The organism is Enterococcus sp. DIV0901a (assembly GCF_051711525.1).
Taxonomy (GTDB): Bacteria; Bacillota; Bacilli; order Lactobacillales; family Enterococcaceae; genus Enterococcus_B; species Enterococcus_B faecium.
Genome location: NZ_JBIOMW010000001.1, coordinates 2,071,166 through 2,095,629, shown reverse-complemented (window position 1 = coordinate 2,095,629; position 24,464 = coordinate 2,071,166). Strand labels below are relative to the sequence as shown.

Here is a 24,464-nt window from a genome sequence, read left to right as displayed (position 1 = left end):
AAGTTGTATAAAAGAAAATGATTACATAAGAGAAATGAAAGCCAAGCCAGAAGATTCATAGTAGAATAAAAAGGCGAATTTTTTAATTATAAAAAAAGGTGTGTGTTCACTATGGGAAAATTAGTCGCTGTTGCACAGTCGCTGCTTGATATACTCAAGTGGCTGATGGAAGGAAGCAATTGGATATTTGTGTTGCCACTATTGCTTATTAGTCTATTTATCATGTTTCGCATGGTCAGAAAAAAAGAAACGTTTCTGATTTTTATCTGGTATGCAGCATCCGTTGCGGTTGCTACCTTGATGGTTGAATTGGCGTTAGGTAGTTGGGAAGCTTGCGTATTTGCTTTATTTTTTGCTGTACTGTATCTAATCATTTATATCCCATATATGAAAAGAAAGTCTCGGATAGGCAGAAAAGGTAGACATACAACTACTTTTTCTAGTACAGATTCTCTCGAACAAAGTAGAAGAACGAGAAGAAGACGGTAATATTTAGTAGGTATACGCAAAAAAAGATAAAATAATGGATAAACTATTGAGATGAGAGATTTATTTAATTGGTGGAAAAAAGCTTTTTTCACTTATATAAAAGAATCTTTTTTAAAGGAATGCTTGTTGTATCGGGATAAGCCATTCCTTTTTTTATGTTATTTATATATATATAAATCATACCAATGTTTTTTTGTATTTTCGTGCTTGCACTTGGATAAGAGATTACTTACAATAAATTCAGATAGAAACAGCTGAATAAAAAAAGGCTCCCTGACCCTTAGTTGGCGCTAAGAATCAGGGAATGACCAGTCACACACATACACCCTGACCGATCATTTTGCCATAGTCAATGCAGTGCATCGACCTAATTTATTGTACCTAATCTAGGGTGAAAATTCTACCCCTATGTAGATATTTTCCATGGTCTGCACGTTGTTTTATTTGCTATGTCAAGGTATTGGGCGTATTCGTTCAATGCCTTTTTTGTGTTTGAAACAGCAAAGACCACATGTGTTACTGTCTAACTACTGTTTTTTTATGTACTTCCTTAGATTAGGCAGCTGTTTCTATTCATGTCAAGTATAGCTAGGCGGGAGAGATAAATGAGTTTATGTTATTTTGACTATTATCACCAATTGGAAGAGAAATTAAGGATAGAAGAGCCGCTGATGCTTCAAGCTGGCACTTGGATCGCGAAACAAATTAATCAAGGTGGTAGATTGCAGATATATGCTAGCCGCACACTAAGTGGTGTAGCATTTGAATTTTGGGATCAAACCCCGGATCTTGTACCAAGTATATTGATTGAAAATCCAGCCGGAGGTGTCTATGAAACGCTAGAAGGTGCAGGACAGGCAATTATTGATCAGCTTTCTGTCAAATCAGAAGACATTTTTCTTCTTCTTTCGAATGAAGGAAGAAACCCGGCAATCATCGAACTAGCTCAGTGGATCAAAGAAAATGGTCATCCATTAATCATTGTTACTGGATTTGATTTGTCACGAAGTATCAAATCGCAACATAGCAGTGGTTTGCGATTATTTGAATTTGCTGATTTGGTTTTGGACAACCACGCCAATTTACATGATGCAGTCTTGACTTTGCCAAATCTAGATCCAGCGATCTGCGGAACAGCCTCTCTTGCAACGATCTTTTTGCTGCAGCAAGTTTTGTATTTTACAGCAAAACAGCTAGTCCAGGACACAAGTGGAAAATAGTTATCCACATGTTGACAAAGTTCCTTAAAAAAATAATGTTCCACATAAAAATGGAGCGTTTGAAAAAAAGAAAACGATTATTAATGAGGATTAACAACGACTACTTTTTTTGTTTTAGTTATTTTAAGATGGATCATCTTTGATTTTAAGCTTGTTTTGTTTAAAGTTTGTTATTTTTATAAGTTGTTTCACAGTTATGAGAAATGAGTTATAAGAATATGTAGTGTCAGAAAAATAAAAAGTAGTGGAAAAAGAGACAAGAAAGAATCCATATGGATTCTTTCTTGTCTCTTAATACACGTTGATGAAAGAGTCTTCCCCAAAACTCTTTACAAAGTAATTATAGTACATTTGTTATCATTATTGCAATGAAGTTTACCTGATATAACAAAATTGTCCAACAGGATACCTTTTTCTAATAGAAATAAAATACACAAAAATTGAAGGATAGATAATGGATATTTATAAGTGTTTATTATTTTTTTTGCAATGAAATTCAATTTTTCAATGATTGTAAAATGAAAAAAACAGGACGAGATTTTCTCTAATCTAAAAATAAAAAAAGAATTTTAAGGAAAAACAGAGAAATAAAATACTTAATATAAATGGAAAGAGAAAAAAATAATCATACATAGGAGAAAAAAAGCAAAATAGAAAAAAGTGATTTTCTAATAAATTATTCATGTGGAAATGTCATTTTTACTGTATAATTCATTTGATTATCCATTTTTTATTCATCAAAATTACTGAAAAAAGAAAGGAAGAAATAAATTTGAAGAAAACAAATTCTTCAGGAAAACCGAAACGCGACTTCACTAAATTATCGACACCCCATACGTATGTCATTATTTTTGGTGTAGTCATCTTTGCATGGATACTGACTTTTGTCGTTCCAGCAGGAAAGTTCAGCACGCAAGATATTGAATACAAAGATGCAAATGGCGAAACAAGTACTCGTACTGTTTTACGTCAAGATTCCTTCCGTTATGCTTACGAGCTGGATAAGTCGTATGTGTTTGATCAATTAGAAGAACTGCAAGATCATCCAGCAGAACGTGAAAAACTGGATGTTCCGGAAAAAGGATTGGAAAAAGTCATTGCTGACGGAGAAAAAAATCTTACGCAGGAAAAACTAGATGAAATTTCCTTGACAGATGATGTGCTTTACGATCAGTACGGCGAAAATATCTATGATACTTCTAAAAAATTGCATAAAACAGCCAAAATATGGGGAACAGATGATTTTGGCGGCTTTGGTTTCTTAAATTTTGTTTTTGAAGGACTAGTATCTGGAGATAAGTATGGATCTGCTGTAGGGATCGCTGCATTGATCCTTGTTGTTGGAGGTGCTTTTGGTATTATTATGCGTACCGGAGCGATCGACGCAGGTATCTATGCGTTTATCAGTAAAACTAAGGGACTGGAGCGTTTAGCTTTACCGCTATTATTCTTTGCTTTTTCATTCGGTGGCGCTACATTCGGGATGGCAGAAGAGGTAATTCCATTCTCAATGGTGATGGTTCCATTTGTCATTGCGTTAGGATATGACTCGATCGTAGCAGTAACCGTGACTTATGTCGCATCTCAAGTCGGAAATGCGACCTCTTGGATGAGCCCGTTTAGCGTAGCGGTGGCTCAAGGGATTGCTGGAATCCCCGTGTTGTCTGGTGCGACATTCCGATTGATTATGTGGGTAGTTGTTACTGCATTAGCCGCTGGTTATATGATGATATATGCAGAAAAAATCCGTAAAAAACCAGAAAGTTCGTTGACTTACAAATCAGATGATTATTTCCGTTCTCATATCAAAAAGACATCTGATGAAAATAAAAAATTCATGCTTGGGCATAAATTGATCTTATTAGAGATGTTAGTTGTCCTTGTCTGGATCGTTTGGGGCGTGACTCAAAAAGGCTATTACATTCCAGAAATCGCTTCTCAATTCTTTGTGATGGGATTAGTTGCTGGAATCATTGCTGTTCTTTTCAAATTAGATGGAATGAAAGTCAATGACATCGCTTCTTCTTTCCAATCTGGTGCAGCTGATTTAGCTGGTACAGCAATCGTAGTAGGTATGGCCAAAGGGATTCTTCTTGTCTTGGGAGGATCTGATGCATCTGTTCCTTCAGCTTTGAATACGATTTTGCATGGGATCGGGACGGCGTTGACCGGTGTTCCAGCTGTCATTGGTGCTTGGGCGATGTACATCTTCCAAAGTTTGTTCAACTTGGTTGTTACATCAAATTCAGGACAAGCAGCTTTGACTATGCCAATCATGGCTCCACTGGCAGATTTAGTAGGTGTATCCAGACAAGTAGCAGTTCTTGCTTATCAGCTTGGTTCAGGTTTTATGGACGCTTTTACACCCGTATCAGCCAGCTTGATTGGTGTGCTAGGTGTTGCACGGATCGAATGGGCAAAATGGGCAAGATTCCAAATCAAGATGCAAGGATTCCTGTTTGTTTTAGGAACTATTTTCATCATGATTGCCATTGCAATAGGTCTGCAGTAGTACTGGAGACCTGTAAATAAAAAAGTAATCCAAACAGTAGATAAGGACTCCAAGAACCGTCATTTTACGGTAAAATCAAAGGAGTAAAGATTCTATCGTTTGGATTATTTTTTAAGATCCTATCATCAGTTATACTTAAAGAAAGAGGAAAAATGTATGAAAATCATTCGACAAATTGAAGTGTTTGCACCAGATTACTTAGGAAAAATGGATGTACTGATTGCCGGTGGGAAGATTTTGGCTGTAGAAGAACAGCTAGAAGGCGGCTACGAAGGAGTGGAAGTAGAAGAACTTTCAGGTGAGGGAAAAGTACTAACCCCGGGTTTCATTGACTGTCATTTCCATATTTTAGGTGGAGGAGGAGAAGGCGGTTATCAAAATCGAACGCCAGAAGTCACATTGAGCCAATTGACTACAGCTGGTGTAACGACAGTTGTCGGTTGTTTGGGAACAGACGGAGAAGGTAGAGATATGACTGCGTTGATCAGCAAAGCGAAAGGTCTGGAAGCAGAAGGAATCTCCACTTATGTATACGAAGGTTCGTACCGATTGCCGGTAAAAACAGTAACAGATTCTATCATCAAAGACTTTTTGACAATTGATAAAATTATCGGAATCGGAGAAATCGCAGTATCCGATCACCGTTCTTCTCAGCCAAGTTTTGAAGAGTTCGCTCGTGCAGTAGCAGATGCTCGTGTAGGAGGCATGTTATCCGGAAAAGCTGGGATCATCAATGTCCACTTAGGCGGAGGAAAAAGAAAGCTAGAGCTATTGACACGAATCGTAGAAGAAACAGAAATTCCGATCACACAATTTTTGCCTACTCATGCAAATCGCACACCAGAATTATTTGAAGCTTGCGTGGCATTTGCCAAACGTGGTGGCACGATTGACTTCACTGCTAGCGAAGATCCTGATTTTTGGGAGAAGACAGATGGTGAAGTTCGCTTCAGCAAAGCACTGAAACGATTGATCGAGGAAGATGTTTCTTTAGATAATTTCACGATGACCTCAGATGGACAAGGAAGCTTGCCTTATTTTGATGAAAACAATCATTTCCTAGGGTTAGGAGTAGGAAGTGCCAAGGCATTGCTAGTAGGGATCAAAGAAGCTGTGCAAAAAGAAAGTATCCCTTTGGAAATCGCCTTACGAGCTATAACCAGTAATCCAGCACGTATATTGAAATTGGATAAAAAAGGAAAAATCGAAATTGGTGCTGATGCAGATCTGTGTATCTTGGATAAAGAAACGCTTGATATTGATACAGTTATCGCTAAAGGAGAAATAATGGTCCAAGAAAAAGAAGTCAAAGTATGGGGGACTTTCGAAAAAAGTTTTTAATCAACAGCTCTAACTATCTTTTTTAGAAAACGAGCGTTCTGTTTGTCTGTATCTGTTGTTGATGTTACCCTGAAGGTAGATCAATAAACAAACTAAGAGGAGGAAGCACAATGGCAGATTTAAAAGGACGTTCTAAAGATATGAAAGATAAAGTAGTCGGTGAAGGAAAAGAAGCATACGGCAAAGCAACAGACGACAAGAGCAAAGAAACAGAAGGGAAAGCACAATCACTAGGTGCTGACATCAAAGAAAAAGCTCGAAATTTAGGCGACGAAGTCAAAGACAAGTTTTCTCGAAAAGACGAAAAAAAATAAAAACCACTTATTACTAATTGAATCAAGCAAATAAAAAATCCGAACCATATCTGTCTCGCAGATATGGTTCGGATTTTTTATTTGATCATTATCCTGTTTTTTAAACTTCGATTTTTTGAAATTTTTTATTTTTTAGTTCAAAGACTTCATCACAGCTTTTTGCTACTTCAATCTCATGAGTCACGATGATAATACAGCGATTTTGTTCATGGGCGATTTCTTGGAAAAGTTTGACGATATCTTGTGAAGTTGTTTCATCTAGATTTCCAGTAGGCTCATCCGCTACGATTAGTTGATGTTCACGGCAGATAGCACGAACGATAGCGACTCGCTGCTGCTGACCTCCCGAAAGTTTGGTCACCTGTTTTTTTGCTAATATTTCATCAATTCCTACACGAGCCAGTCGATCTAAAGCAACTTGTCGATAATTCTCTTGCTTGGTCTTAGTGATTTCCATTGCTGCTATGACGTTGTCTAGAGCCGATAAATAAGGAAGCAAGTTGTAAGCTTGGAAAATAATCGAGACATCATTTTTACGATAACTTCTTAACCCGATTTTGTTCAGTGAACGATCTTGATAGTATACCTTTCCTTCTTTTGGTGCATCTAGTCCAGAAATAAGCGAAAGAAAAGTCGTTTTTCCAGAACCACTTGCTCCTAAAATAGCGTACATTTTTCCAGCTTCGAAATTCAGTTCTACATCTTTATAAAGCGCATCTTGCGGATCTTGATACCAAAATCCCAATTGTTCTGTCCGTAACATCAAATTCCTCCTTTAGTTTAATAGGATTTTTCTTGGGTTTAATCTTAATATCCCTATAGAAGCTAAAAAGACAGAAAACAGACTGATTCCAAATGCTACTCCGGCTAATAGTCCCAATTGTGCAGGTTTGACATTGATTTCCAATTCGCTGACTTGATCAGAAACAGCAAATGGATTATTCGTGGTTCCTTGTTGACCATCGCGTTGACCGCCTTGTTCTTGTCTGTTACCTGGCATTTGTCCACCGCCAGGAGCTTGCTGGTTTTGTGTCGTGGTTTCTGTCTGTTGGTCAAGTAGCTGCTGTCCCACGGCATTCGCGACGACGTTTCCGCTAAGCGAAGCAACTCCTAATGCAAGAATCATACAAATAGCCACTTCGGTAAACAATTGGAGAATGATTTTACTTCTGGATTCTCCTAAAGATAGCAAGACGCCTAACTCAAGCCGACGCTCCCGAATGGTAATCATAATGATCAGAGTAAGTATGATAATACCGGCTACAGCCACTAGTAAAACAACATTTTTAGAAAAACTTGCCACGTTGTTTAAAGGTTCCAACATTGACTGATACATGGAATCATTTGATTGTAAGCTAAATGTATCTGTGTCGATCAGCTTCTCAGCTTCTTTGAGAAACTCATCCATTTTATCTGGATCAGATAGAGTGTAAATAGCAGAATCTATCGTGTTATCGTCAGATGTCCCATTTAGTTCATTTGCAAAAGTGTAAGAAGTGTAAAGTGTATTCGACGGATTCATGAAGTTGAATTTCATACCCATACTGCCGCTTGTTTCGCTGGATTCATAAATTCCTTTGATCGTCATTTCATAAGTGGTATCTTCATCTTCAGTACTCGTGATTGTGAAAGTATCTCCGACTGCCAGGTCATTTGTTTCTGCTAGAGTAGAATCAATGACTACATTGTTTGTGCCTTTGTCGCTGTCATCTATTCCTTCACCATCCGTGATTTTTGCTGTTCCATCAGAAAAATTACTATTTTGTGCAGTTGCTGACACACCACTGATTTGAAAGTCTGCTTGAGTCATTTGCGGATTCCCGCCCATTCCTCCAGCAGGTTCACCGCCTGCATCAGTAGTTTCTGAACTGTCTTCACTTGAATCAGAACTAGTGATGGCAGTTATTCCATCTTTTGCCATAGCTGAGGCGGAACTTTCAAAGGAATAACTCTTTACATTATCTAATTCAGCTATTTTTTCCGCGTCCGTTAAGGAAACTGGTGTAAGAGAAAAACTGCCTGGATCTGGACGTTCTTCAGTGGTAGAACCGCTTGAAGAAGTTTGTTCCTGTTTTTTAAATGAAGCTTCTCGATTGGCACTTAAAGTCACTGTTGCTCCAACTTCTTTTTGTGCTTGATTCGCTGCTTCTTCTGCAGCGCTTCGAATCGTGAGGCCAGCTAGCACAAAAATAAGAATGGCTGTGAACACGGCAAATAATAACAATGAACGTCCCCATTTTACTTTTGTACTTTTCCATGCACGTTTCATAAAATTCATATTTTGCATCCCTCCTAGTAGATGCATTTGATAATAGACAACCTATCTTAAAGCTAGCTTAAATCTTATGCTGTTTGCACACCATCAACATGAGGTTCTGTATATATAAAAAGTCACTATAGTTATTGCAAAAAATGTGGTAAAATGAAAAAAGTATGTTTCAAACCGACGAAGAAGAAATGAAAGAGGAATAGCAAAAGAAATCCTAGATGCTACAGAGGGATTTTTACGTGCATAGTTGTTCTAACAATTGCTGATACTAGCGATTTAGTTTATTTGTTGTATAATAATGGGGAACAGCTGAATACTTATATAAGTATTCTGGCTATAGCGTTTCGCAAAAGATCCATTTTGTTAATGAAGTATATCCAAAATAAAATGCCCATCCAACTGTCAGAACGCGGATGTGCTGGTAATTTTCCTGCTGATTCTCCATAAGTTGAGAAATAGTGATTTTGCATATGCTTCATTGGAATGGCTCATATATTTAGATAAAGAAGAAAATCGACATCTTTAAACTTGGATGTCATAAGAAGAGGTGAAGTTTGTGAGTACCATTAAAATTATCCCATTAGGCGGCGTTCGTGAAAATGGAAAAAACATGTATGTCGCAGAAGTGGGCGAGGATATTTTTATTTTAGATTGTGGGCTAAAATATCCTGAAAATGAGTTGTTGGGGATCGACGTCGTAATCCCTGATTTTACGTATTTAGAAGAAAACATTGATCGTGTAGCTGGTGTCTTTTTAACACATGGACATGCAGATGCGATCGGGGCACTTCCTTACTTGTTGTCAAAAATTTCTGTACCAGTATTCGGGACAGAGTTGACGATCGAGTTAGCAAAATTGAATGTCAGTCGTAATGAAGCAGCCAAAGGATTTAAGGATTTCCATGTGGTAGATGAGCATACAGAAATAGACTTTGGTGAAACAGTAGTGAGCTTTTTCCGTACCACTCATACGATACCAGATTCAGTGGGGATCAATCTGAAAACAAAAGAAGGTAGTATCGTTTATACGGGAGATTTTAAATTTGACCAAACGGCTATCCCAATGTATCAAACAGATTATGCACGATTGGCGGAAATCGGCAAAGAAGGAGTCTTAGCCTTACTAAGTGAATCGGCAAATGCAGAAAATCCTCAGCCTGTAGCTTCTGAAGCCCAAATAGCAGATGAAGTATTTGATACGATCAAATATTGGGAAGGGCGTATCATCGTCGCTTGTGTAGCAAGTAATTTGCAACGAGTGCAACAAGTATTGGATGCAGCAGAAAAAGCACAACGAAAAGTTGTCTTGACTGGTCAAGATTTCGAACGAATTATTCGCACAGCGATGCGTTTAGAAAAACTTCAATTACCAAGTGAAGATCTGCTTGTTACGTTGAAAGACATGAAAAACTATGATCCAGAAGAACTGATCATTTTAGAAACTGGCCGAATGGGTGAACCCATCAAGTCTCTGCAAAAAATGGCAAACGGTACACACCGTAATGTCAAGATTGAAGAAGGAGATTTGGTTTATATCACTACTACGCCAAGCATCGCGATGGAAACCATCGTGGCGAAAACGGAAGATATCATTTATCGAGCTGGTGGAACAGTGAAGTTGATCTCTGAGAATATGCGCGTTTCTGGCCATGCCAATCCTAATGACTTGCAATTAATGATCAATTTGATGAAACCAACATATTTTGTGCCAGTTCAAGGAGAGTATCGTGAATTAGCTGCTCATGCAGATTTGGCTCATGCAGTAGGGATGCCATACAAAAATATCTATATTACTGGACGCGGAGACGTGCTGGAATATAAGAACAAGCGTATGAGTGTTGCAGGAACTACAAGTGCAGAAAATGTAATGATTGATGGATTAGGCATAGGTGATATCGGAAACATTGTTTTACGTGATCGAAAAATCTTGTCAGAAGACGGGATTTTCGTAGCGGTTGTCACTATCAGTCGGCGAGAAAAGAAAATCATTTCAAAACCTCAAATTACTTCACGGGGATTCGTTTACGTAAAAGCTAGCCGTGATCTGATGAAAGAAAGCAGCAATATGATTGAAACAATCGTTGAGAAACATTTAGAAAGCAATGATTTTGAGTGGAGCAAATTAAAGCAAGACATCCGAGATCAATTAGGCCGTTACTTATTTGAACAAACAAAACGCCGCCCAGTGATCTTGCCAGTCATTATGGAAGCTACTCAACGTCGAAATAAAAAATAAACAAAAAGAGTAAGATGAACCTCTCTATAGAGTGCTCGTCTTGCTCTTTTTTTGCGAAAAACAAATAATTTTTGAATACAGCATCCCTCGCTTTATAATAAACGATAGAATAAAGGGAGTGAATCAATGATGAGTCAAACAAAAGTCGAACGTTATTTAGAAGAACAAAAGATCAGCTATCAACCACTTGATTTTAGTCATGTGGTAGAAGAATCTTTCACAGAAGAACTACAAAAAAGAGGGATTGATCCAGCTTTGATATGTAAAACTCTCGTAGTGAAAGGAAACAAAACTGGGGTGATCATCGCATTGATTCCTTTGAACGATCACTTAGATTACAAAAAAACGAGACAAGTGACGAAAGATCGTAAAGTTGGTTTTCCTGGAATGGATTTTGTATTAATGCATACAGGATATCCCCACGGAGCAAACACCCCTATTGGAATAAAACTCGCACATCCTGATTATTGTTTTTTAGCAGACAGTTCTTTAAAAGAAAAAGAAGAAGTAATTGTGTCAAGCGGTGAAATCGGGAGAAGCCTTCGGATAAAAGTAGCCGATTTAGAAAAGATCGTCCATCCTATTTACGCTGATTTAATTAGTTAAGGGACGAGAAGAGAAGCTAAGCAGAGCAGAGACCTCAAACTTGAGATTATATCTGCTTGGTACTTGGTGCATCCTGTATTATCTGTTACAATTGCTTTGTACATACTGTACTATCAATCCAATGAAAATATATTTAGCAGCTATATTTTTTCATTGATGTGCAAGTGATGAAATCGTTTTTAATAAAAAAGATACAGAGAAAACGCGAGGTGTAAAATATGAAAATTACGTATCATGGACATTCCTGTTTAACAATTGAAATGGAAAATGGCCAACGCGTGATGATTGACCCGTTTATTACAGGAAATCCATTGACAGACTTAACTGCAGAAGAAGTAAAGACAGATTGGTTGCTGATTACTCATGGTCATAGTGACCACATAGGAGATATGATTCCTATTGCAAAAGAAAATCAAGCCACAATTATCAGTATTGTTGAGATTGCTGATTATGCGAACAGCAGAGGAGTAGATTCATTCGGTATGAATATCGGTGGAAAACATGCGTTTCCATTCGGCGTGGTAAAATTCGTACATGCACAGCATAGTTCAAGCTATGAAGTAGACGGTATCGTTCAGTATATGGGCGAGCCTAGCGGAATTATTATTCAAGCAGAAGGAAAAACGATTTATCATGCAGGGGATACTGCTTATTTCAGTGATCTAGGATTGCTTGCAGAAGAATTCGATATTGATGTCGCTTTCTTGCCGATTGGCGATAACTATACGATGGGGCCAGAAGATGCAGCAAAGGCTGCGCAAACAATTCGTGCCAAGAAAGTAGTTCCAATCCATTACAATACTTTCCCTGTCATTGAACAAGATCCCGAATCTTTTGTAGAGTTACTGGAAGATAGTGAAGGAAAAATAATGAGCGTCTCGGAAACGCTGGAAGTGTAGGCAGAAAATGGCGACAAAACATGATTTGATTTTAGAATATATTGAAAGTTTACCTGTTGGCAATCGAATTTCTGTAAGAAGCATCGCAAAAGAATTGAATGTCAGTGAAGGAACAGCGTACCGTGCAATCAAAGATGCGGAAAATGTCGGACTAGTTTCAACAATTCAACGAGTAGGGACCATCCGTATCGAACGCAAATTAAAAAAACATATTGAACGTTTGACATTTGGCGAGGTCGTCAGGATCATTGAAGGGGACGTTTTAGGCGGGGCGGCAGGATTAGACAAGGTCTTGAATAAATTCGTCATCGGCGCGATGACTAAACATGCCATGGAACGCTATATTACGCCAGGATCACTAATGATCGTCGGCAACCGGGCGGAAGTCCAAAAATTAGCATTGGAAGATGGCGCCGCAGTATTGATCACAGGAGGATTCAATACGACTGCTGAGATTGCAAAGCTAGCTGATGATCTTGAAATGCCGATCTTACGCACCTCTTATGATACATTTACAGTCGCAACCATGATCAACCGAGCGTTAAGCGACCAATTGATCAAAAAAGATATCATGCTTGTCAGTGATATCTATATGCCAGCTGAAAAGACTCATTATTTGCAGCAGACAGATACGATTTCTGATTATCAGCGTTTGTCAGAAGAAACGCAGCATTCGCGTTTTCCAGTCGTCAACCGCCATCATCGTTTGATGGGGATTGTTACGGCAAAAGATGTTTTAGGGAAATCGCCAAACCAGATCATCGATCGGGTGATGACGAAAGAACCAATCAGTGTAAAGAAAACAATGAGTATTGCCTCTGTTAGCCATCAAATGATCTGGGATGGGCTAGAAGTCATGCCGGTCGTTTCCGATGACTTGACATTGGAAGGCTTGATTACCCGGCAAGATGTAATGAAAGCGATGCAGCTTGTCCAGCGACAACCGCAGATTGCAGATACGATTTCGGATCAGATATCTGGAAATATCCATACGATTGATACTGACCGTGAAGGAAATCGTTTGGAAAACCCTAAGTTCAAATTCGTAGTAGCACCACAAATGGTCAATGGCGTTGGAACCATTTCTTTTGGCGTACTTAGCGAAATCATTTCTGATGTCGCACAAAAAACAATGGTGATGAACCAAAAACGAAATATCTTGATTGAACAAGTGAACCTACATTATTTGCGGCTGATCCAATTGGAAAGCGAATTAGACATTCGTCCACGTGTATTGGAAATCGGCAGACGTTCCGCTAAACTGGATATCGAAGTGTTTATTGAAAACACCATCGTTTCCAAAGCAATCGTTGTTTGTCAAGTAATGGAACGTTCTTAGAAAGCAGGAGTGAAATGACAGTACAGCAAGAAATAGTAGATACAATAAAAAAATACGATAAAATCATTATCCACAGGCATTTGCGCCCTGATCCTGATGCATTAGGATCACAAGTAGGATTAGCCGAACTATTACGGGAAAGTTTCCCAGAAAAAGAAATACGTCAAGTAGGTGAAACGATTGAAGGGCTTCGCTTTTTAGCAGAAATGCAAGAAGTTGAAGATGTCTTCTACCAAGGAGCGCTAGTCATCGTGACTGATACAGCTAATTCACCCAGAATCAGTGATCAAAGATATCAGTTGGCAGAAAAACTGATCAAAATCGACCATCATCCCAATGATGACCCTTATGGAGATCTTGTGTGGGTAAATACAAAAGCAAGTAGCTGTAGTGAGATGATTGCAGAATTTGCTTTGATGTTTCCTGAATCTTTAAAGATGAACGTTAAGGCTGCACGGTTACTTTATGCAGGAATCGTCGGAGATACAGGGCGCTTTTTGTATCCCTCCACGACGTCCCGTACATTAGAGATTGCTTCGATATTGAGAAATTATCCATTTGATGCAAGTGCTTTGAACAGAGAGATTGAACAAATGCCGATGAAAGTCGCTAAACTTTCCGGTTATCTTTATCAAAATATCCAGGTGGATGAAAATGGTGCAGGAAGAATAATCCTTCCGCAAGAAATTCTTGATAAATATGGAATCGATGATTCAGAGACAGCTTCGATCGTTTCACTTCCTGGAGTGATTGACGAAGTGCTGGCTTGGGGGATTTTTGTTCAGCAGCCTTCAGGGTATTACCGCGTACGTTTACGTTCTAAGGGGCCGATCATCAATGAATTGGCTAAACGCCATCATGGAGGAGGCCATCCATTAGCAAGTGGTGCGAATGCAAAAGATTTAGCAGAAGTAGAGGAAATCTATAAAGAGATCCAAGATATATGCCAATCGTATAAGAGCAGAAAAACAGAATGATACTTCGTTCGAAAACGTGCCTTTTGTAGTAAAAATCACAAATGTATCTTTTCAAGATCTTCTTTTTCCGTTACAATAGTGCTCACTAAAGATTTTAAAGGAGAAAGAAGATGACATTACCAAATTGCCCAGAATGTGGCTCAGAGTACACATATGAAGATCGAGGCTTGTTGATTTGCCCAGAATGCGGGAACGAATGGAACAAAGAAGAACAAGAAACTGACATAGAAGACGGATTAGTGGTATTAGATGCAAATGGAAACCGTCTGTTAGAGGGCGATAGCGTGACAGTGATTAAAGACTTGAAAGTAAAAGGTGCGTCAGGTGCCATTAAACAAGGAACAAAAGTCAAGAACATCCGTTTAGTAGAAGGCGATCATAATATCGATTGCAAGGTAGAAGGATTTGGACCGATGAAACTGAAATCGGAATTTGTGAAAAAGAATTAAAGAATATTCAAGGTCTTTTCACATTCTTTTCCTACTACTAATGATAAAATAAAGTAAACGAAAAGGAGTGAAACGAAAATGTATGGTTATGGAATGTATGGTTTTTTAGATCCGACATTTCTTTTGGTCATTCTTGGATTAGTTATTTCCGGAATTGCGTCAGCGTACGTCAATAGTACTTTCCGAAAATACGATCAAGTGAGAAGCAAAAACAATGTGACTGGTACACAAGCAGCACAATATATATTACAAAGTCAACAGATAAATAATGTCGGTGTTCAACAAATTGCCGGAGATCTCACAGATAACTACAATTCAGGTAATAAGATGTTGAGTTTGTCTCAAGCAACTGCACAGTCTACTTCAGTTGCTGCGATAGGTGTAGCAGCTCATGAATGCGGACATGCGGTACAAGATGCTTCGGGTTATGTCCCATTGAAGATTCGTGCAGCACTTGTTCCAGCAGCTAACTTTGGTTCGATGATTTCGTTCCCATTGATTATGGTAGGTGTATTGCTTAGCTGGAACTCTACGTTAATCAATATCGGGATTTTCGCTTTTTCTTTAGCGTTACTGTTCCAATTGGTGACATTACCAGTCGAATTTAACGCGTCTCGGCGAGCAATCCAAATTTTGAGTGAAGGCGGACTACTGACGGAAGAAGAAGTACCGATGGCAAGACACGTATTATTTGCAGCAGCACTGACTTATGTTGCAGCAGCACTTTCGACATTCCTGCAGCTGTTGCGCTTGATCTTATTGTTCGGCGGCAACCGAAGAGATTAAAATAAAGAAGTTGTGAAATCAGTGCTTTGATCTGAGCTAATACCGAGAGTTAGCTGATTGAATACCGTTTATTTGGAATAAGAGGATGTGACAAGAATTTTGTCACATCCTCTTTGTTTTGTTCTCATAACCTTTTTTCATATACAGTTCATGAACAGCTTTTATTAACTCGCCAAATAACACTGTATTGTGCGTTGTATCCAGATAGAAAGTCTCCGTTTCATCTGAAATTTTCTCATGCTGATCTGTAATGATCAAATCAGCATGTTCTGAATATGCGGTAATTTTAACAGCATCTTTGCGAAATAACTCCTGCAAATGGCTTTGAAGATGATAATTTCCTGTAAACTGTTTGGTTATCTGTAAATGGATGAGTAACTGCTCTTTCGTTTCTGTTAGTAGTAAGTGTTGGATCAATTGACTAAGGTATTGACTGATTTGGTTTCTTTCCCCATTTTTTGAAAAAATTGTATCGATTTTTTCTCTTAATTTCTTTTCCTGTATAAAAGAACTAGAATGATTGGACGTGGCTTCTGGAAAGCAAAGTGTAGAAAAACTACTGCTGGATTCACCCAACAGTTCGAAAAAAACAACTGCCAACACAAGAAAATAAAAATAAATTGGTATTTTATTTTCTAAATGGTTGAGAGGAAACTGTTGAGTTAAGTAAGTCATCAATTGACCGACTTGTCGACAAATAAGGTTTTTGCTTGTGGAAAATAAGAAACCAATCTCCTGTTTTTGTCGAAAAGAGATTTGATTTGGAAAAAAACAATAGAAAAAATAATTAAAGTAGGCTCTCTCTGTTTCTGTCTCTTCACAAGGACAACTCACTGAAAAAGAAGTAAAGTATTCTGAATAATCATGTGTATGCTGCAATAAGTCCATCAATTCAGTGATTTCAGAAGAAGTTTTTGGAAAATATGCCTGTTGTTTGTTTCGTAATATGAATAAAGTTAACAGCAAGTAGATATTTTTTTCTTGTTTTGAAATTTTTTCTATTTGCTCATCTGTACTGTTCATTTTTAGTGCATTTAATTCAAGTGAGGAAAATGGCCAATCGTTACCTCCAAATGTATCTGAAAGAAAAAAGTAAAGATAGAGACGGATAGATAACTCATTTCCTTCAAGAGTACAGCAATTTTTTACAGATAGGATCCGTAAATGGAATTTTTTTAAGGAATGATTGAGCTGTTTTGTCAGTTTTTCGAGATAGGAGGGCGATATATAAAGTTGTTCAAGTAAATATTTTTTTGGTACAGCAGTTTGTGGATAATTGATTAGTAACATCAAATAGTTAAAACGATTGGATTCTTTTAGGTAGCATAATTTTAACTTAGAAAAAACAGCTAACTTTTTAGTTTGATCGGTTTCTTTGGTTTGGATCTCTCCTTTATGATTAGAATAAATAAATTCATCAATCAATAAAAATTGCTTGAGTGATACATTTATTTTTCGGATCAGTTCTTTGATTGTCCGTTTTGGAATATGTAAGTCATTGGATAATTCTTGTAAAGAACAATTATTTTTTTGAATGACCATTTGTAGAACAAGTAACTCTTTTTTTCTTGCTTCAATTAGCATAAATACCTCCTTTTTATTCTGTTTTTGTATATAGTTAGACAAAAACTGTGAGTGGAAAGTCATTTCAGTCTGTGTTATTCTCACAGAGTGTCGCCTTCTTTTTTATATAACGTTATTTAATTTTTTTGTTACCTTGTTTATTCTATTGTTTATTTCCTAGGGTATTTTGTCAAGATATTCTTGTTTTTAAGGCGGAAAAATTGATTTTTAATGGATATAACTAAATATGTTTTGATAATTATCAATAATATTTTTAGAATTATTTATGTTATTTATTTATGGGTAGATGAAAAGAGACGGAGGTAAGAATGATGGGGAGAGTAACAAATTATAGTAAAGAATATTTGCTGTTCAAAAGTATGGTATACGTGGAAGAATATGGAATGAAGTCAATTACTGCAAGAGAGTTAGCAGAGTTCTGCGGTTGTTCTACATACCCGATTTATACACATTTCAAATCAATCAGCGGGTTAAAAGAGAAGATATTAGAAGAAATCACTGTTTATTTTGAAAACTACTTAGCTGAATGCAGTTCCGATGATGTTTTAAGCATTGTCTACTTATTGAAAGATTTTTTTTCTATCCATGAAAGTATTCGTGAAATCATTGCAAAATCTGATTTAGACATGGATTCGCTATTTAAGCGGCCATTTTTCTCATATGTCAAAGGTCACACGAAGATCAAAGAAGAAAAGTCGCTTGAATTGGTATGGCTTAATGCATTGGGAAGTTTGCGCTCAGATGATTCTTCTCAAGATTTTCTTGAAATGATGAACGCTGTTTGGGATAAAAACGAGGTGACGGATGAATACTTGGAAAATATCTTAAAGGAACAGTCACCTTAGGCAGCAACATGAAAAAGTAGATCAGCCACCTTTATTTTTCGTAAAAAAGATTGTAAAATGTCTAACGAAACATTGGAATGAAGGAGGAAGCGACAACGTTACCACAGCAATTTATCAAAAAATATCGTCTTCTTTTAGGCGAAGAAGCATCCGATTTTTTTTCTGCGCTTGAACAAGGAAGCGTGAAAAAAGGATTTCGGTGGAATCCACTAAAACCGGCAGGATTGGACATGGTCCAAACTTACCATAGCGAAGAATTACAACCCGCTCCCTACAGCAATGAGGGATTTCTTGGCACTGTCAATGGAAAGTCTTTCCTCCATCAAGCTGGGTATGAATATAGCCAAGAACCAAGTGCAATGATCGTTGGAACAGCTGCTGCAGCAAAACCCGGTGAAAAAGTTTTGGATTTGTGTGCGGCTCCCGGTGGTAAATCAACCCAATTAGCTGCTCAAATGAAGGGGAAAGGGTTATTAGTGACGAATGAGATCTTTCCGAAACGTGCGAAGATTTTATCAGAAAATATAGAACGATGGGGAGTTTCGAACGCAATAGTGACAAATCATGCACCCGCAGAACTTGTCCCTCATTTTTCGGGCTTTTTTGATCGGATCGTGGTTGATGCTCCTTGTTCAGGAGAAGGAATGTTCCGAAAAGATCCAAATGCAATAAAAGAGTGGACAGAAGAATCTCCGCTATACTGTCAAAAACGTCAGCAAGAGATTTTGTCTTCAGCAATAAAAATGCTAAAAAATAAAGGACAACTGATTTATTCGACTTGTACGTTTGCACCAGAAGAAAATGAAGAGATCATTAGCTGGCTTGTAGAAAATTATCCAGTAACGATTGAGGAGATTCCTTTGACTCAATCCGTTAGTTCAGGACGTTCTGAATGGGGAAGCGTAGCTGGTTTGGAAAAAACAATACGTATATGGCCTCATAAAGATCAGGGTGAAGGACATTTTGTTGCAAAGCTGACTTTTCATGGACAAAATCAGATGCATAAAGAAAAGAAGACACGAAAAAAAAGTAAAGTGCAAATGACAAAAGAGCAGGAAAAACTCTGGACGGAGTTTTCAAATGATTTTCATTATGAAGCTACTGGAAGACTTTTAGTGTTCAACGACCATCTTTGGGAAGTTCCTGAGTTAGCCCCTTCTCTCGATGGTTTAAAAGTCGTACGTACAGGTTTGCATTTAGGAGATTTCAAAAAGAATCGATTTGAACCTAGCTATGCATTAGCGCTTGCTACAAAAAAGATAGAGAATATACCTTGCTTGCCGATCACTCAAAAGGAATGGCAATCTTACACAGCAGGAGAAACATTTCAACGTGATGGGAATCAAGGATGGGTTTTGCTAGTATTAGATAAGATACCTGTCGGATTTGGGAAACAAGTAAAAGGAACAGTAAAGAACTTTTTCCCTAAAGGATTGAGATTTCACTGAGTGGATTAGTTCGTTTATTTTTTTGTCTATGCTATGATGGAGATAGATAAAAAGGAGCTGATACTTATGAAAACATCAACAAAAGTAACAATCGGATTAAGCGTAGCAGCCGCTGCCAGTGTAGCGACAGCAGTCGTTGTATCGGGAAAAGTAATGGAAAAGATCCATCATATGACTACTCGGACGAAAGTAAAAAAATTCGTCTATGACAAATTTGATGGAAATGAAAAATTACTAGAAATCGTAGATGGTCTTTCAGATAGTGACTTGGATTCTTTGATGGGAATGTTAGCAAAAATCAAATCAGGAAAAAAGAAAATCTCTGTTTATGGTGATTCAATCAAAGATTCAACCGAAGATGTAAAAGACCGGCTAATGCATTTTGTTGAAAAAATGATGTAAGAGAAACTAGCTTTTGAACACTATTCATTCGAAATAAGGGGTTGTGACAAAATTATTGTCACAACCCCTTTAATCTATCTTTAATTATGTTCATGAAGCAATAAAAGATAGCAAAACAGTAAATCGTTGGCTTTTTTTAGATTGAAACCAGACTGTTCTTGAAATTTTTCGATTCGATATTTTAGAGTATTACGATGAAGAAACAGTGTTTTTGCAGCAGAGCTGACATTGCCTAATTCATTCCATAATTCTTGAATGATCACTTCCATTTCATTTTGTTTGATCAGTTCTATGTAACTTTTGATCAACTTACTATCTTTTACAGTATCTTTTGTATAGTAATGTAAAGCCACATCTTGCATAGAAAAAGTACGGCTGTGAGTATAAAGATTGTTTTGCTCTGTTAAAAAAATTTTTCTTTCTTCAGCAAACAAAGGGACGAGGTCGGTGCCAGGTGAATGGAAAGAACCAACGAATACAGACGTTGTCGTATCAAAATCAGCATCTAAAGATAGAAAAATACCGTTGATTTCAGTAGCATCAAGATAATCACGGTTTATTTGTTCGACTAAGAGCGCATCTGTGTCTGTATAAAAAAAGAAATCAGCAGAATAGCGAAATAATTCCAAAATAGTATCTTGCCATTCTTTTTTTAAGAATTCTCCTTTTGATTCGACGTGAAGCTGGATCAAACGAAAGCTTTTTTCTTGAACACAAGAAGCATCTTTAAAAAGATAGTGATACCATGGGTGTTTTTTTTGATCGTTGATTACAGGGAATAACGCTTTCAAAAGGCTGGTTTCTTGTTGAGATAATGAATCTTGTTTGATCCAGATAAAAGCATCATCAATTGCAAAAGAAAGGATATCCGCTTCTGATGCTGGAGAGTTTTTTTTCTGTGCTTGTGGGTAAAGAGCAAGTAATTTATCCATTTTCATCTTGTTCACCTCTTGTATTTATTTTACCATAGAAAAAAAAGTTAGTTACAGCCTTTTTATCATATGCTAAAGTAAAACAAGAAAAAACAAAGGCAGGGAAGGGTAATTGGTAAATACAAATCTTGATGCAGTAGAAAAAGAAAAATGGATGCGCCTTGCATTGGCAGAAGCAAAGAAAGCAGAAATGCTTCATGAAGTTCCGATTGGAGCAGTGGTTGTATTGGATGGAAAAGTGATTGGAAGAGGATATAACCTTAGAGAAACCACGCAAGATGCTACTACACATGCAGAAATGCTTGCAATCAAGGAAGCCTGTGAAAAAGTGGGAAGCTGGCGCTTGGAAGATGCTGCACTTTTTGTTACCTTAGAGCCTTGTCCTATGTGCAGCGGCGCGATGATTTTGTCTCGTGTAGCAGAAGTTTATTTCGGCGCGTATGATCCAAAAGGCGGAACAGCCGGTACCTTGATGAATCTTTTGGAGGACGAGCGGTTTAACCACCAAGCATATGTAGAAGGTGGCATTTTAGAAGACGAATGTGGGATGATTTTGACTGACTTTTTCCGAAAGCTCCGCCAGCGAAAAAAGAAATTAAAAAAAGACTGGTCAACGAATGAAAAATAAGGTATACTATTCTTTGCCGAAAGGCTAGGACAATGGTGGGCTTGTGAAGCGTGTCAGGTCTGGAAGGAAGCAGCACTAAGCAGGTTCCGCCATGTGTCTGATTATAATGAAACGACAACAGACTTTCGGGTCTGTTTTTTTTATTTTTATAGTACTGTAAAAATGAATGTTCCTGATTTTTTAGCCAGACTGATTTATCGAATATTGTACTTATACAATTTGCTTCAAGGCAGGAAAAACTCTGAAATAGAGCTTGTTTCAATGGAAGAAAAAGCTGCCTATGGTATGATAAAGATAAAGAGAGGCGAGAGGGTACATGGAAAAAATAGTGATTTTACATACGAATGATCTGCATTCTCATTTAGAAAATTGGCCAAGGATCAGAAGGTTTTTGGATCAACGTAAACGAGAAAACGAAAAGAAAGAAAAAACGACAACGATTGCAGTAGATCTAGGTGATTTTGTGGATCGTTGGCATCCATTGTCAGAAGCAACGAATGGACAGGAAAATATCTTGCTGATGAATGAAGTTGGTTATGATGCAGCGACGATAGGAAACAATGAAGGCGTAGGAAATTCCAAAGAAGAGTTGAATCATTTATACGATCATGCTGAGTTTGATATCATCCTGGATAACTTATTCGATAAAAATACGCTCCAGCCACCGGCATGGACGAAACCATATAAAATCATTACAACGAAACACCAGACGAAAATCGGACTAATTGCATTTACTGCTCCATTTCCGCTTACTTATAATCCGAATGGCTGGGACATACGGAATCCTTATGATATTTTGCCAGAATTAGTCGAAGATTTACGTTCACAAGTGGATGTTTTAGTTTTGATGAGTCATCTCGGGATTCAGGATGATTTCCAAATTGCAAAAGAAATACCAGCAATTGATGTTATTTTAGGATCGCACACCCATCATTTATTCAGAGAAGGTCACGTAATCAATGATGTCCAAATAGCAGCCGCTGGAAAGTACGGGCAGTATGTCGGTGAAGTCCATTTAACCATCGATGAAGAGAAAAAAATCCTTAAGCATTCAGCCAAAGCCATCCCTACCGAAACAATGACAGCTTTTACAGAAGATGAACAAGAAATAAATAGTTATCTAGAACGTGGGCATGAATTATTAAAAGAAAAAGAAGTAGCAGATTTGCCATTTTCTCTGAGTCTAGATATCTTCAATGAGCATTCGTTTATCCAAGTCGCCCTTGAGGCGGTGAAAGAACGAGGAAAGACGGAAGCAGCAATATTAAACAGTGGTCTGTTTTTAACTGAAATTCCAAAAGGGCGGGTCAATCAGGATCAGCTTCACACTGCGTTGCCACATCCGATGCACTTGTTAAATGTCACATTGGGTGGAAATGATCTGATTCGCTTAGTTTTAGAAATAGAAAAAAATCGTAACTTTTTACGTAACTATCCTATGAAGGGAATGGGATTTCGCGGTAAGATTTTTGGGCAGATGGTCTATAATGGAATCACATATGATTCTATTAACCATCAAGTCTTTTGGAAGAACAAGCCAATCGATCTGAATAAAAATTATACTTTTACTACCGTAGATCATTTGATGTTTGTTCCATTTTTTCCAACGATTGAGATTGCTGGAAAAAATGAATTTTTGTTCCCTGAATTTATCCGAAGTGTGGTAGGAGATTACTTGAAAGCTCACTACCCAATCAAATAAAAACAAGGTATAATAAAAAAGATAGGTGGTGAACGCATGTCTGCAAAACAAAATGAACAGCAGAACGTTGAGCATAAAACAGAAATTGCTAAGAAAAAATCATCAGCTGAACAGGAAACAACAGTCACCGAAGAACTGACAGCTGCTTTGGAAGAAATCGTTGAGGAGCCTAAAGCAGAAAAAGTCAAAGGCGAGCTAGTGACACTGTTAGATGACAGTAATTTTTTGATAGGTGAAAGACATTATCGGCTTGTGTCCGATTATCGTGAAGGATTTAATGCAGAAAAGCTTGGAGAACGTTACAGTGATGTACTAGCCCGATATGATTATATCGTAGGAGATTGGGGTTATGAACAACTACGCCTAAAAGGATTTTTCCAAGCGGATAATCGACGGGCGCATCCAGATCAGCGAATCGATTCCTTGGAAGACTATCTTTACGAATATTGCAATTTTGGTTGTGCGTATTTTGTCATCGAGAGAATCGGCGGTAAAAAAGAAAAGACAACTCAGCGCCGAAAAAAGAAAAAAAACCATAATCGTGCGTATATCGATGAGAAAAAAGGACCAGTCGCATCTAATCGCAAAAAACCGGTTATTAAAAATCGAAAAACAGAGTCAGCAAAAACCTCTGAAAAAGTAAAAAAACAAGAACAACCTAAACAAGTAGAAAAAACAAAAACAGCATTTACGATAAGAAAAAGGGAAGAGTAGTGGATGAATGGACTATAAAGGATATTTAATTGATTTAGACGGAACGATTTATCGTGGGACACAACCCATACCGGCCGGTAAACGATTTGTGGAAGAATTGCAAAAAAGAAAATTACCTTTCTTGTTTGTTACCAATAACACGACTAAGTCACCAGAAACAGTAGCTAATCGTCTAGCAGATGAGTTTGACATTCATGTAGCTCCAGAGACAGTCTACACAGCTACTTTGGCAACAATCGATTTTATGAAAGCAGATGGAAAAGGGAAAAAAGTCTATGTTATCGGAGAAGCAGGATTGATTGACTTAATTTTAGCTGCCGGATTTACATGGGAAGAAGAGGCTCCTGACTATGTAGTGGTAGGCTTAGATAATTATCTGACCTATGAAAAAGTAGTTAAAGCAACACTTGCTATTCAAAAAGGTGCTACTTTCATTGGAACGAACCCAGATAAGAATATACCTACTGAACGCGGCCTTCTTCCTGGAGCAGGGTCAGTCATCTCTTTTGTAGAGACAGCAACCCAAACGCCGCCGATCTACATCGGAAAACCAGAAGCCATCATTATGGATAAAGCCGTTGAAGTATTAGGGCTGCAAAAAGAAGAAGTAATCATGGTTGGAGATAACTATGAAACAGATATCCAAGCTGGGATACGCAATAATATAGATACTTTGCTCGTTTTATCAGGTTTTACAAAAGAAGAAGATGTACCTGGGTTGCCTATCCCAGCTACCTATGTGAAACAATCACTGGATGAATGGAGCTTCTAA

23 protein-coding genes and 1 other RNA gene are annotated in these 24,464 nt (G+C 37.7%); 20 read left to right on the top strand and 4 right to left on the bottom strand.

Annotated elements, in window-relative coordinates; translation table 11 throughout:
- Positions 1-111: 111 nt before the first annotated feature.
- The 5 genes from IGL70_RS10110 (at position 112) to IGL70_RS10090 (ending at position 5,876) form a co-directional block, all read left to right on the top strand.
- The gene (locus IGL70_RS10110; RefSeq protein WP_002298948.1) at positions 112-489 is read left to right on the top strand and encodes a hypothetical protein; all 378 of its coding nucleotides are present in this window, start codon (positions 112-114) and stop codon (positions 487-489) included.
- Positions 490-1,094: 605 nt separating this feature from the next.
- Positions 1,095-1,709, top strand: a complete 615-nt coding sequence (locus IGL70_RS10105) for an SIS domain-containing protein (RefSeq protein WP_002287124.1) — start codon at positions 1,095-1,097, stop codon at positions 1,707-1,709.
- A gap of 772 nt (positions 1,710-2,481) precedes the next feature.
- On the top strand, positions 2,482-4,221 hold the full coding sequence (yfcC, locus tag IGL70_RS10100) for a putative basic amino acid antiporter YfcC (protein WP_002294022.1): 1,740 nt from the start codon (positions 2,482-2,484) through the stop codon (positions 4,219-4,221).
- Between the two features lie 156 nt (positions 4,222-4,377).
- A complete protein-coding gene (iadA, locus tag IGL70_RS10095; protein WP_002287126.1) occupies positions 4,378-5,562 on the top strand; it encodes a beta-aspartyl-peptidase in 1,185 nt (394 codons plus the stop codon).
- A 110-nt stretch (positions 5,563-5,672) separates the two neighbouring features.
- A complete protein-coding gene (locus IGL70_RS10090; protein ID WP_002287127.1) occupies positions 5,673-5,876 on the top strand; it encodes a CsbD family protein in 204 nt (67 codons plus the stop codon).
- 100 nt (positions 5,877-5,976) lie between these two features.
- Here the strand turns inward: IGL70_RS10090 and IGL70_RS10085 are convergent, their stop codons facing one another.
- Both IGL70_RS10085 and IGL70_RS10080 read right to left on the bottom strand, forming a co-directional pair.
- On the bottom strand, positions 5,977-6,639 hold the full coding sequence (locus IGL70_RS10085; RefSeq protein ID WP_104873664.1) for an ABC transporter ATP-binding protein: 663 nt from the start codon (positions 6,637-6,639) through the stop codon (positions 5,977-5,979).
- Between the two features lie 12 nt (positions 6,640-6,651).
- A complete protein-coding gene (locus IGL70_RS10080) occupies positions 6,652-8,154 on the bottom strand; it encodes an ABC transporter permease (RefSeq protein WP_104873663.1) in 1,503 nt (500 codons plus the stop codon).
- A gap of 547 nt (positions 8,155-8,701) precedes the next feature.
- On the opposite strand from IGL70_RS10080, the gene IGL70_RS10075 reads away from it, so the two are divergent.
- The 7 genes from IGL70_RS10075 to IGL70_RS10045 all read left to right on the top strand — a co-directional run bounded on the left by IGL70_RS10075 (position 8,702) and on the right by IGL70_RS10045 (position 15,437).
- A complete protein-coding gene (locus tag IGL70_RS10075; protein ID WP_002287130.1) occupies positions 8,702-10,381 on the top strand; it encodes a ribonuclease J in 1,680 nt (559 codons plus the stop codon).
- Between the two features lie 126 nt (positions 10,382-10,507).
- Positions 10,508-10,987 carry an aminoacyl-tRNA deacylase gene (locus IGL70_RS10070; RefSeq protein ID WP_002287132.1) on the top strand — a complete coding sequence of 160 codons (480 nt, stop codon included), beginning with the start codon at positions 10,508-10,510 and terminating at the stop codon, positions 10,985-10,987.
- Between the two features lie 218 nt (positions 10,988-11,205).
- Positions 11,206-11,886 carry a metal-dependent hydrolase gene (locus IGL70_RS10065; protein ID WP_002287133.1) on the top strand — a complete coding sequence of 227 codons (681 nt, stop codon included), beginning with the start codon at positions 11,206-11,208 and terminating at the stop codon, positions 11,884-11,886.
- A gap of 7 nt (positions 11,887-11,893) precedes the next feature.
- Positions 11,894-13,225, top strand: coding sequence for a DRTGG domain-containing protein (locus IGL70_RS10060; RefSeq protein ID WP_002287134.1), 1,332 nt, complete (start codon positions 11,894-11,896; stop codon positions 13,223-13,225).
- 14 nt (positions 13,226-13,239) lie between these two features.
- On the top strand, positions 13,240-14,202 hold the full coding sequence (locus IGL70_RS10055) for a DHH family phosphoesterase (protein ID WP_002287135.1): 963 nt from the start codon (positions 13,240-13,242) through the stop codon (positions 14,200-14,202).
- Between the two features lie 110 nt (positions 14,203-14,312).
- Positions 14,313-14,651, top strand: coding sequence for a zinc ribbon domain-containing protein YjdM (locus IGL70_RS10050; RefSeq protein WP_010829721.1), 339 nt, complete (start codon positions 14,313-14,315; stop codon positions 14,649-14,651).
- Positions 14,652-14,729: 78 nt separating this feature from the next.
- Positions 14,730-15,437, top strand: coding sequence for a zinc metallopeptidase (locus IGL70_RS10045; protein WP_002287139.1), 708 nt, complete (start codon positions 14,730-14,732; stop codon positions 15,435-15,437).
- A gap of 102 nt (positions 15,438-15,539) precedes the next feature.
- On the opposite strand, the gene IGL70_RS10040 is transcribed toward IGL70_RS10045, so the two are convergent.
- Positions 15,540-17,021, bottom strand: a complete 1,482-nt coding sequence (locus IGL70_RS10040; RefSeq protein WP_104873662.1) for a helix-turn-helix domain-containing protein — start codon at positions 17,019-17,021, stop codon at positions 15,540-15,542.
- Positions 17,022-17,329: 308 nt separating this feature from the next.
- On the opposite strand from IGL70_RS10040, the gene IGL70_RS10035 reads away from it, so the two are divergent.
- The 3 genes from IGL70_RS10035 to IGL70_RS10025 all read left to right on the top strand — a co-directional run bounded on the left by IGL70_RS10035 (position 17,330) and on the right by IGL70_RS10025 (position 19,716).
- On the top strand, positions 17,330-17,866 hold the full coding sequence (locus IGL70_RS10035) for a TetR/AcrR family transcriptional regulator (RefSeq protein WP_002287143.1): 537 nt from the start codon (positions 17,330-17,332) through the stop codon (positions 17,864-17,866).
- Positions 17,867-17,943: 77 nt separating this feature from the next.
- Complete coding sequence (locus tag IGL70_RS10030) at positions 17,944-19,314, top strand: RsmF rRNA methyltransferase first C-terminal domain-containing protein (RefSeq protein WP_002287145.1); 1,371 nt, start codon at positions 17,944-17,946, stop codon at positions 19,312-19,314.
- Positions 19,315-19,380: 66 nt separating this feature from the next.
- Positions 19,381-19,716, top strand: a complete 336-nt coding sequence (locus tag IGL70_RS10025; protein ID WP_002287147.1) for a hypothetical protein — start codon at positions 19,381-19,383, stop codon at positions 19,714-19,716.
- An 80-nt stretch (positions 19,717-19,796) separates the two neighbouring features.
- Here IGL70_RS10025 and IGL70_RS10020 read toward each other — a convergent pair whose 3' ends face one another.
- Positions 19,797-20,654 (bottom strand): helix-turn-helix domain-containing protein, encoded by an 858-nt coding sequence (locus IGL70_RS10020; RefSeq protein ID WP_002287150.1) that lies wholly within the window; start codon positions 20,652-20,654, stop codon positions 19,797-19,799.
- A gap of 106 nt (positions 20,655-20,760) precedes the next feature.
- Here IGL70_RS10020 and tadA point away from each other — a divergent pair, with 106 nt between their 5' ends.
- The 5 genes from tadA to IGL70_RS09995 all read left to right on the top strand — a co-directional run bounded on the left by tadA (position 20,761) and on the right by IGL70_RS09995 (position 24,464).
- The gene (gene tadA / locus IGL70_RS10015; RefSeq protein ID WP_002287154.1) at positions 20,761-21,276 is read left to right on the top strand and encodes a tRNA adenosine(34) deaminase TadA; all 516 of its coding nucleotides are present in this window, start codon (positions 20,761-20,763) and stop codon (positions 21,274-21,276) included.
- A gap of 21 nt (positions 21,277-21,297) precedes the next feature.
- Positions 21,298-21,384, top strand: an RNA gene (gene ffs, locus IGL70_RS10010) — signal recognition particle sRNA small type.
- Between the two features lie 208 nt (positions 21,385-21,592).
- Complete coding sequence (locus IGL70_RS10005; RefSeq protein ID WP_002307275.1) at positions 21,593-22,978, top strand: bifunctional metallophosphatase/5'-nucleotidase; 1,386 nt, start codon at positions 21,593-21,595, stop codon at positions 22,976-22,978.
- Between the two features lie 36 nt (positions 22,979-23,014).
- Entirely contained in the window at positions 23,015-23,692 is a 678-nt protein-coding gene (locus IGL70_RS10000; protein ID WP_002287156.1) for a YutD family protein, read from the top strand.
- A 7-nt stretch (positions 23,693-23,699) separates the two neighbouring features.
- Positions 23,700-24,464: a TIGR01457 family HAD-type hydrolase gene (locus IGL70_RS09995; RefSeq protein WP_002287159.1), complete on the top strand. Its 765-nt coding sequence runs from the start codon at positions 23,700-23,702 to the stop codon at positions 24,462-24,464.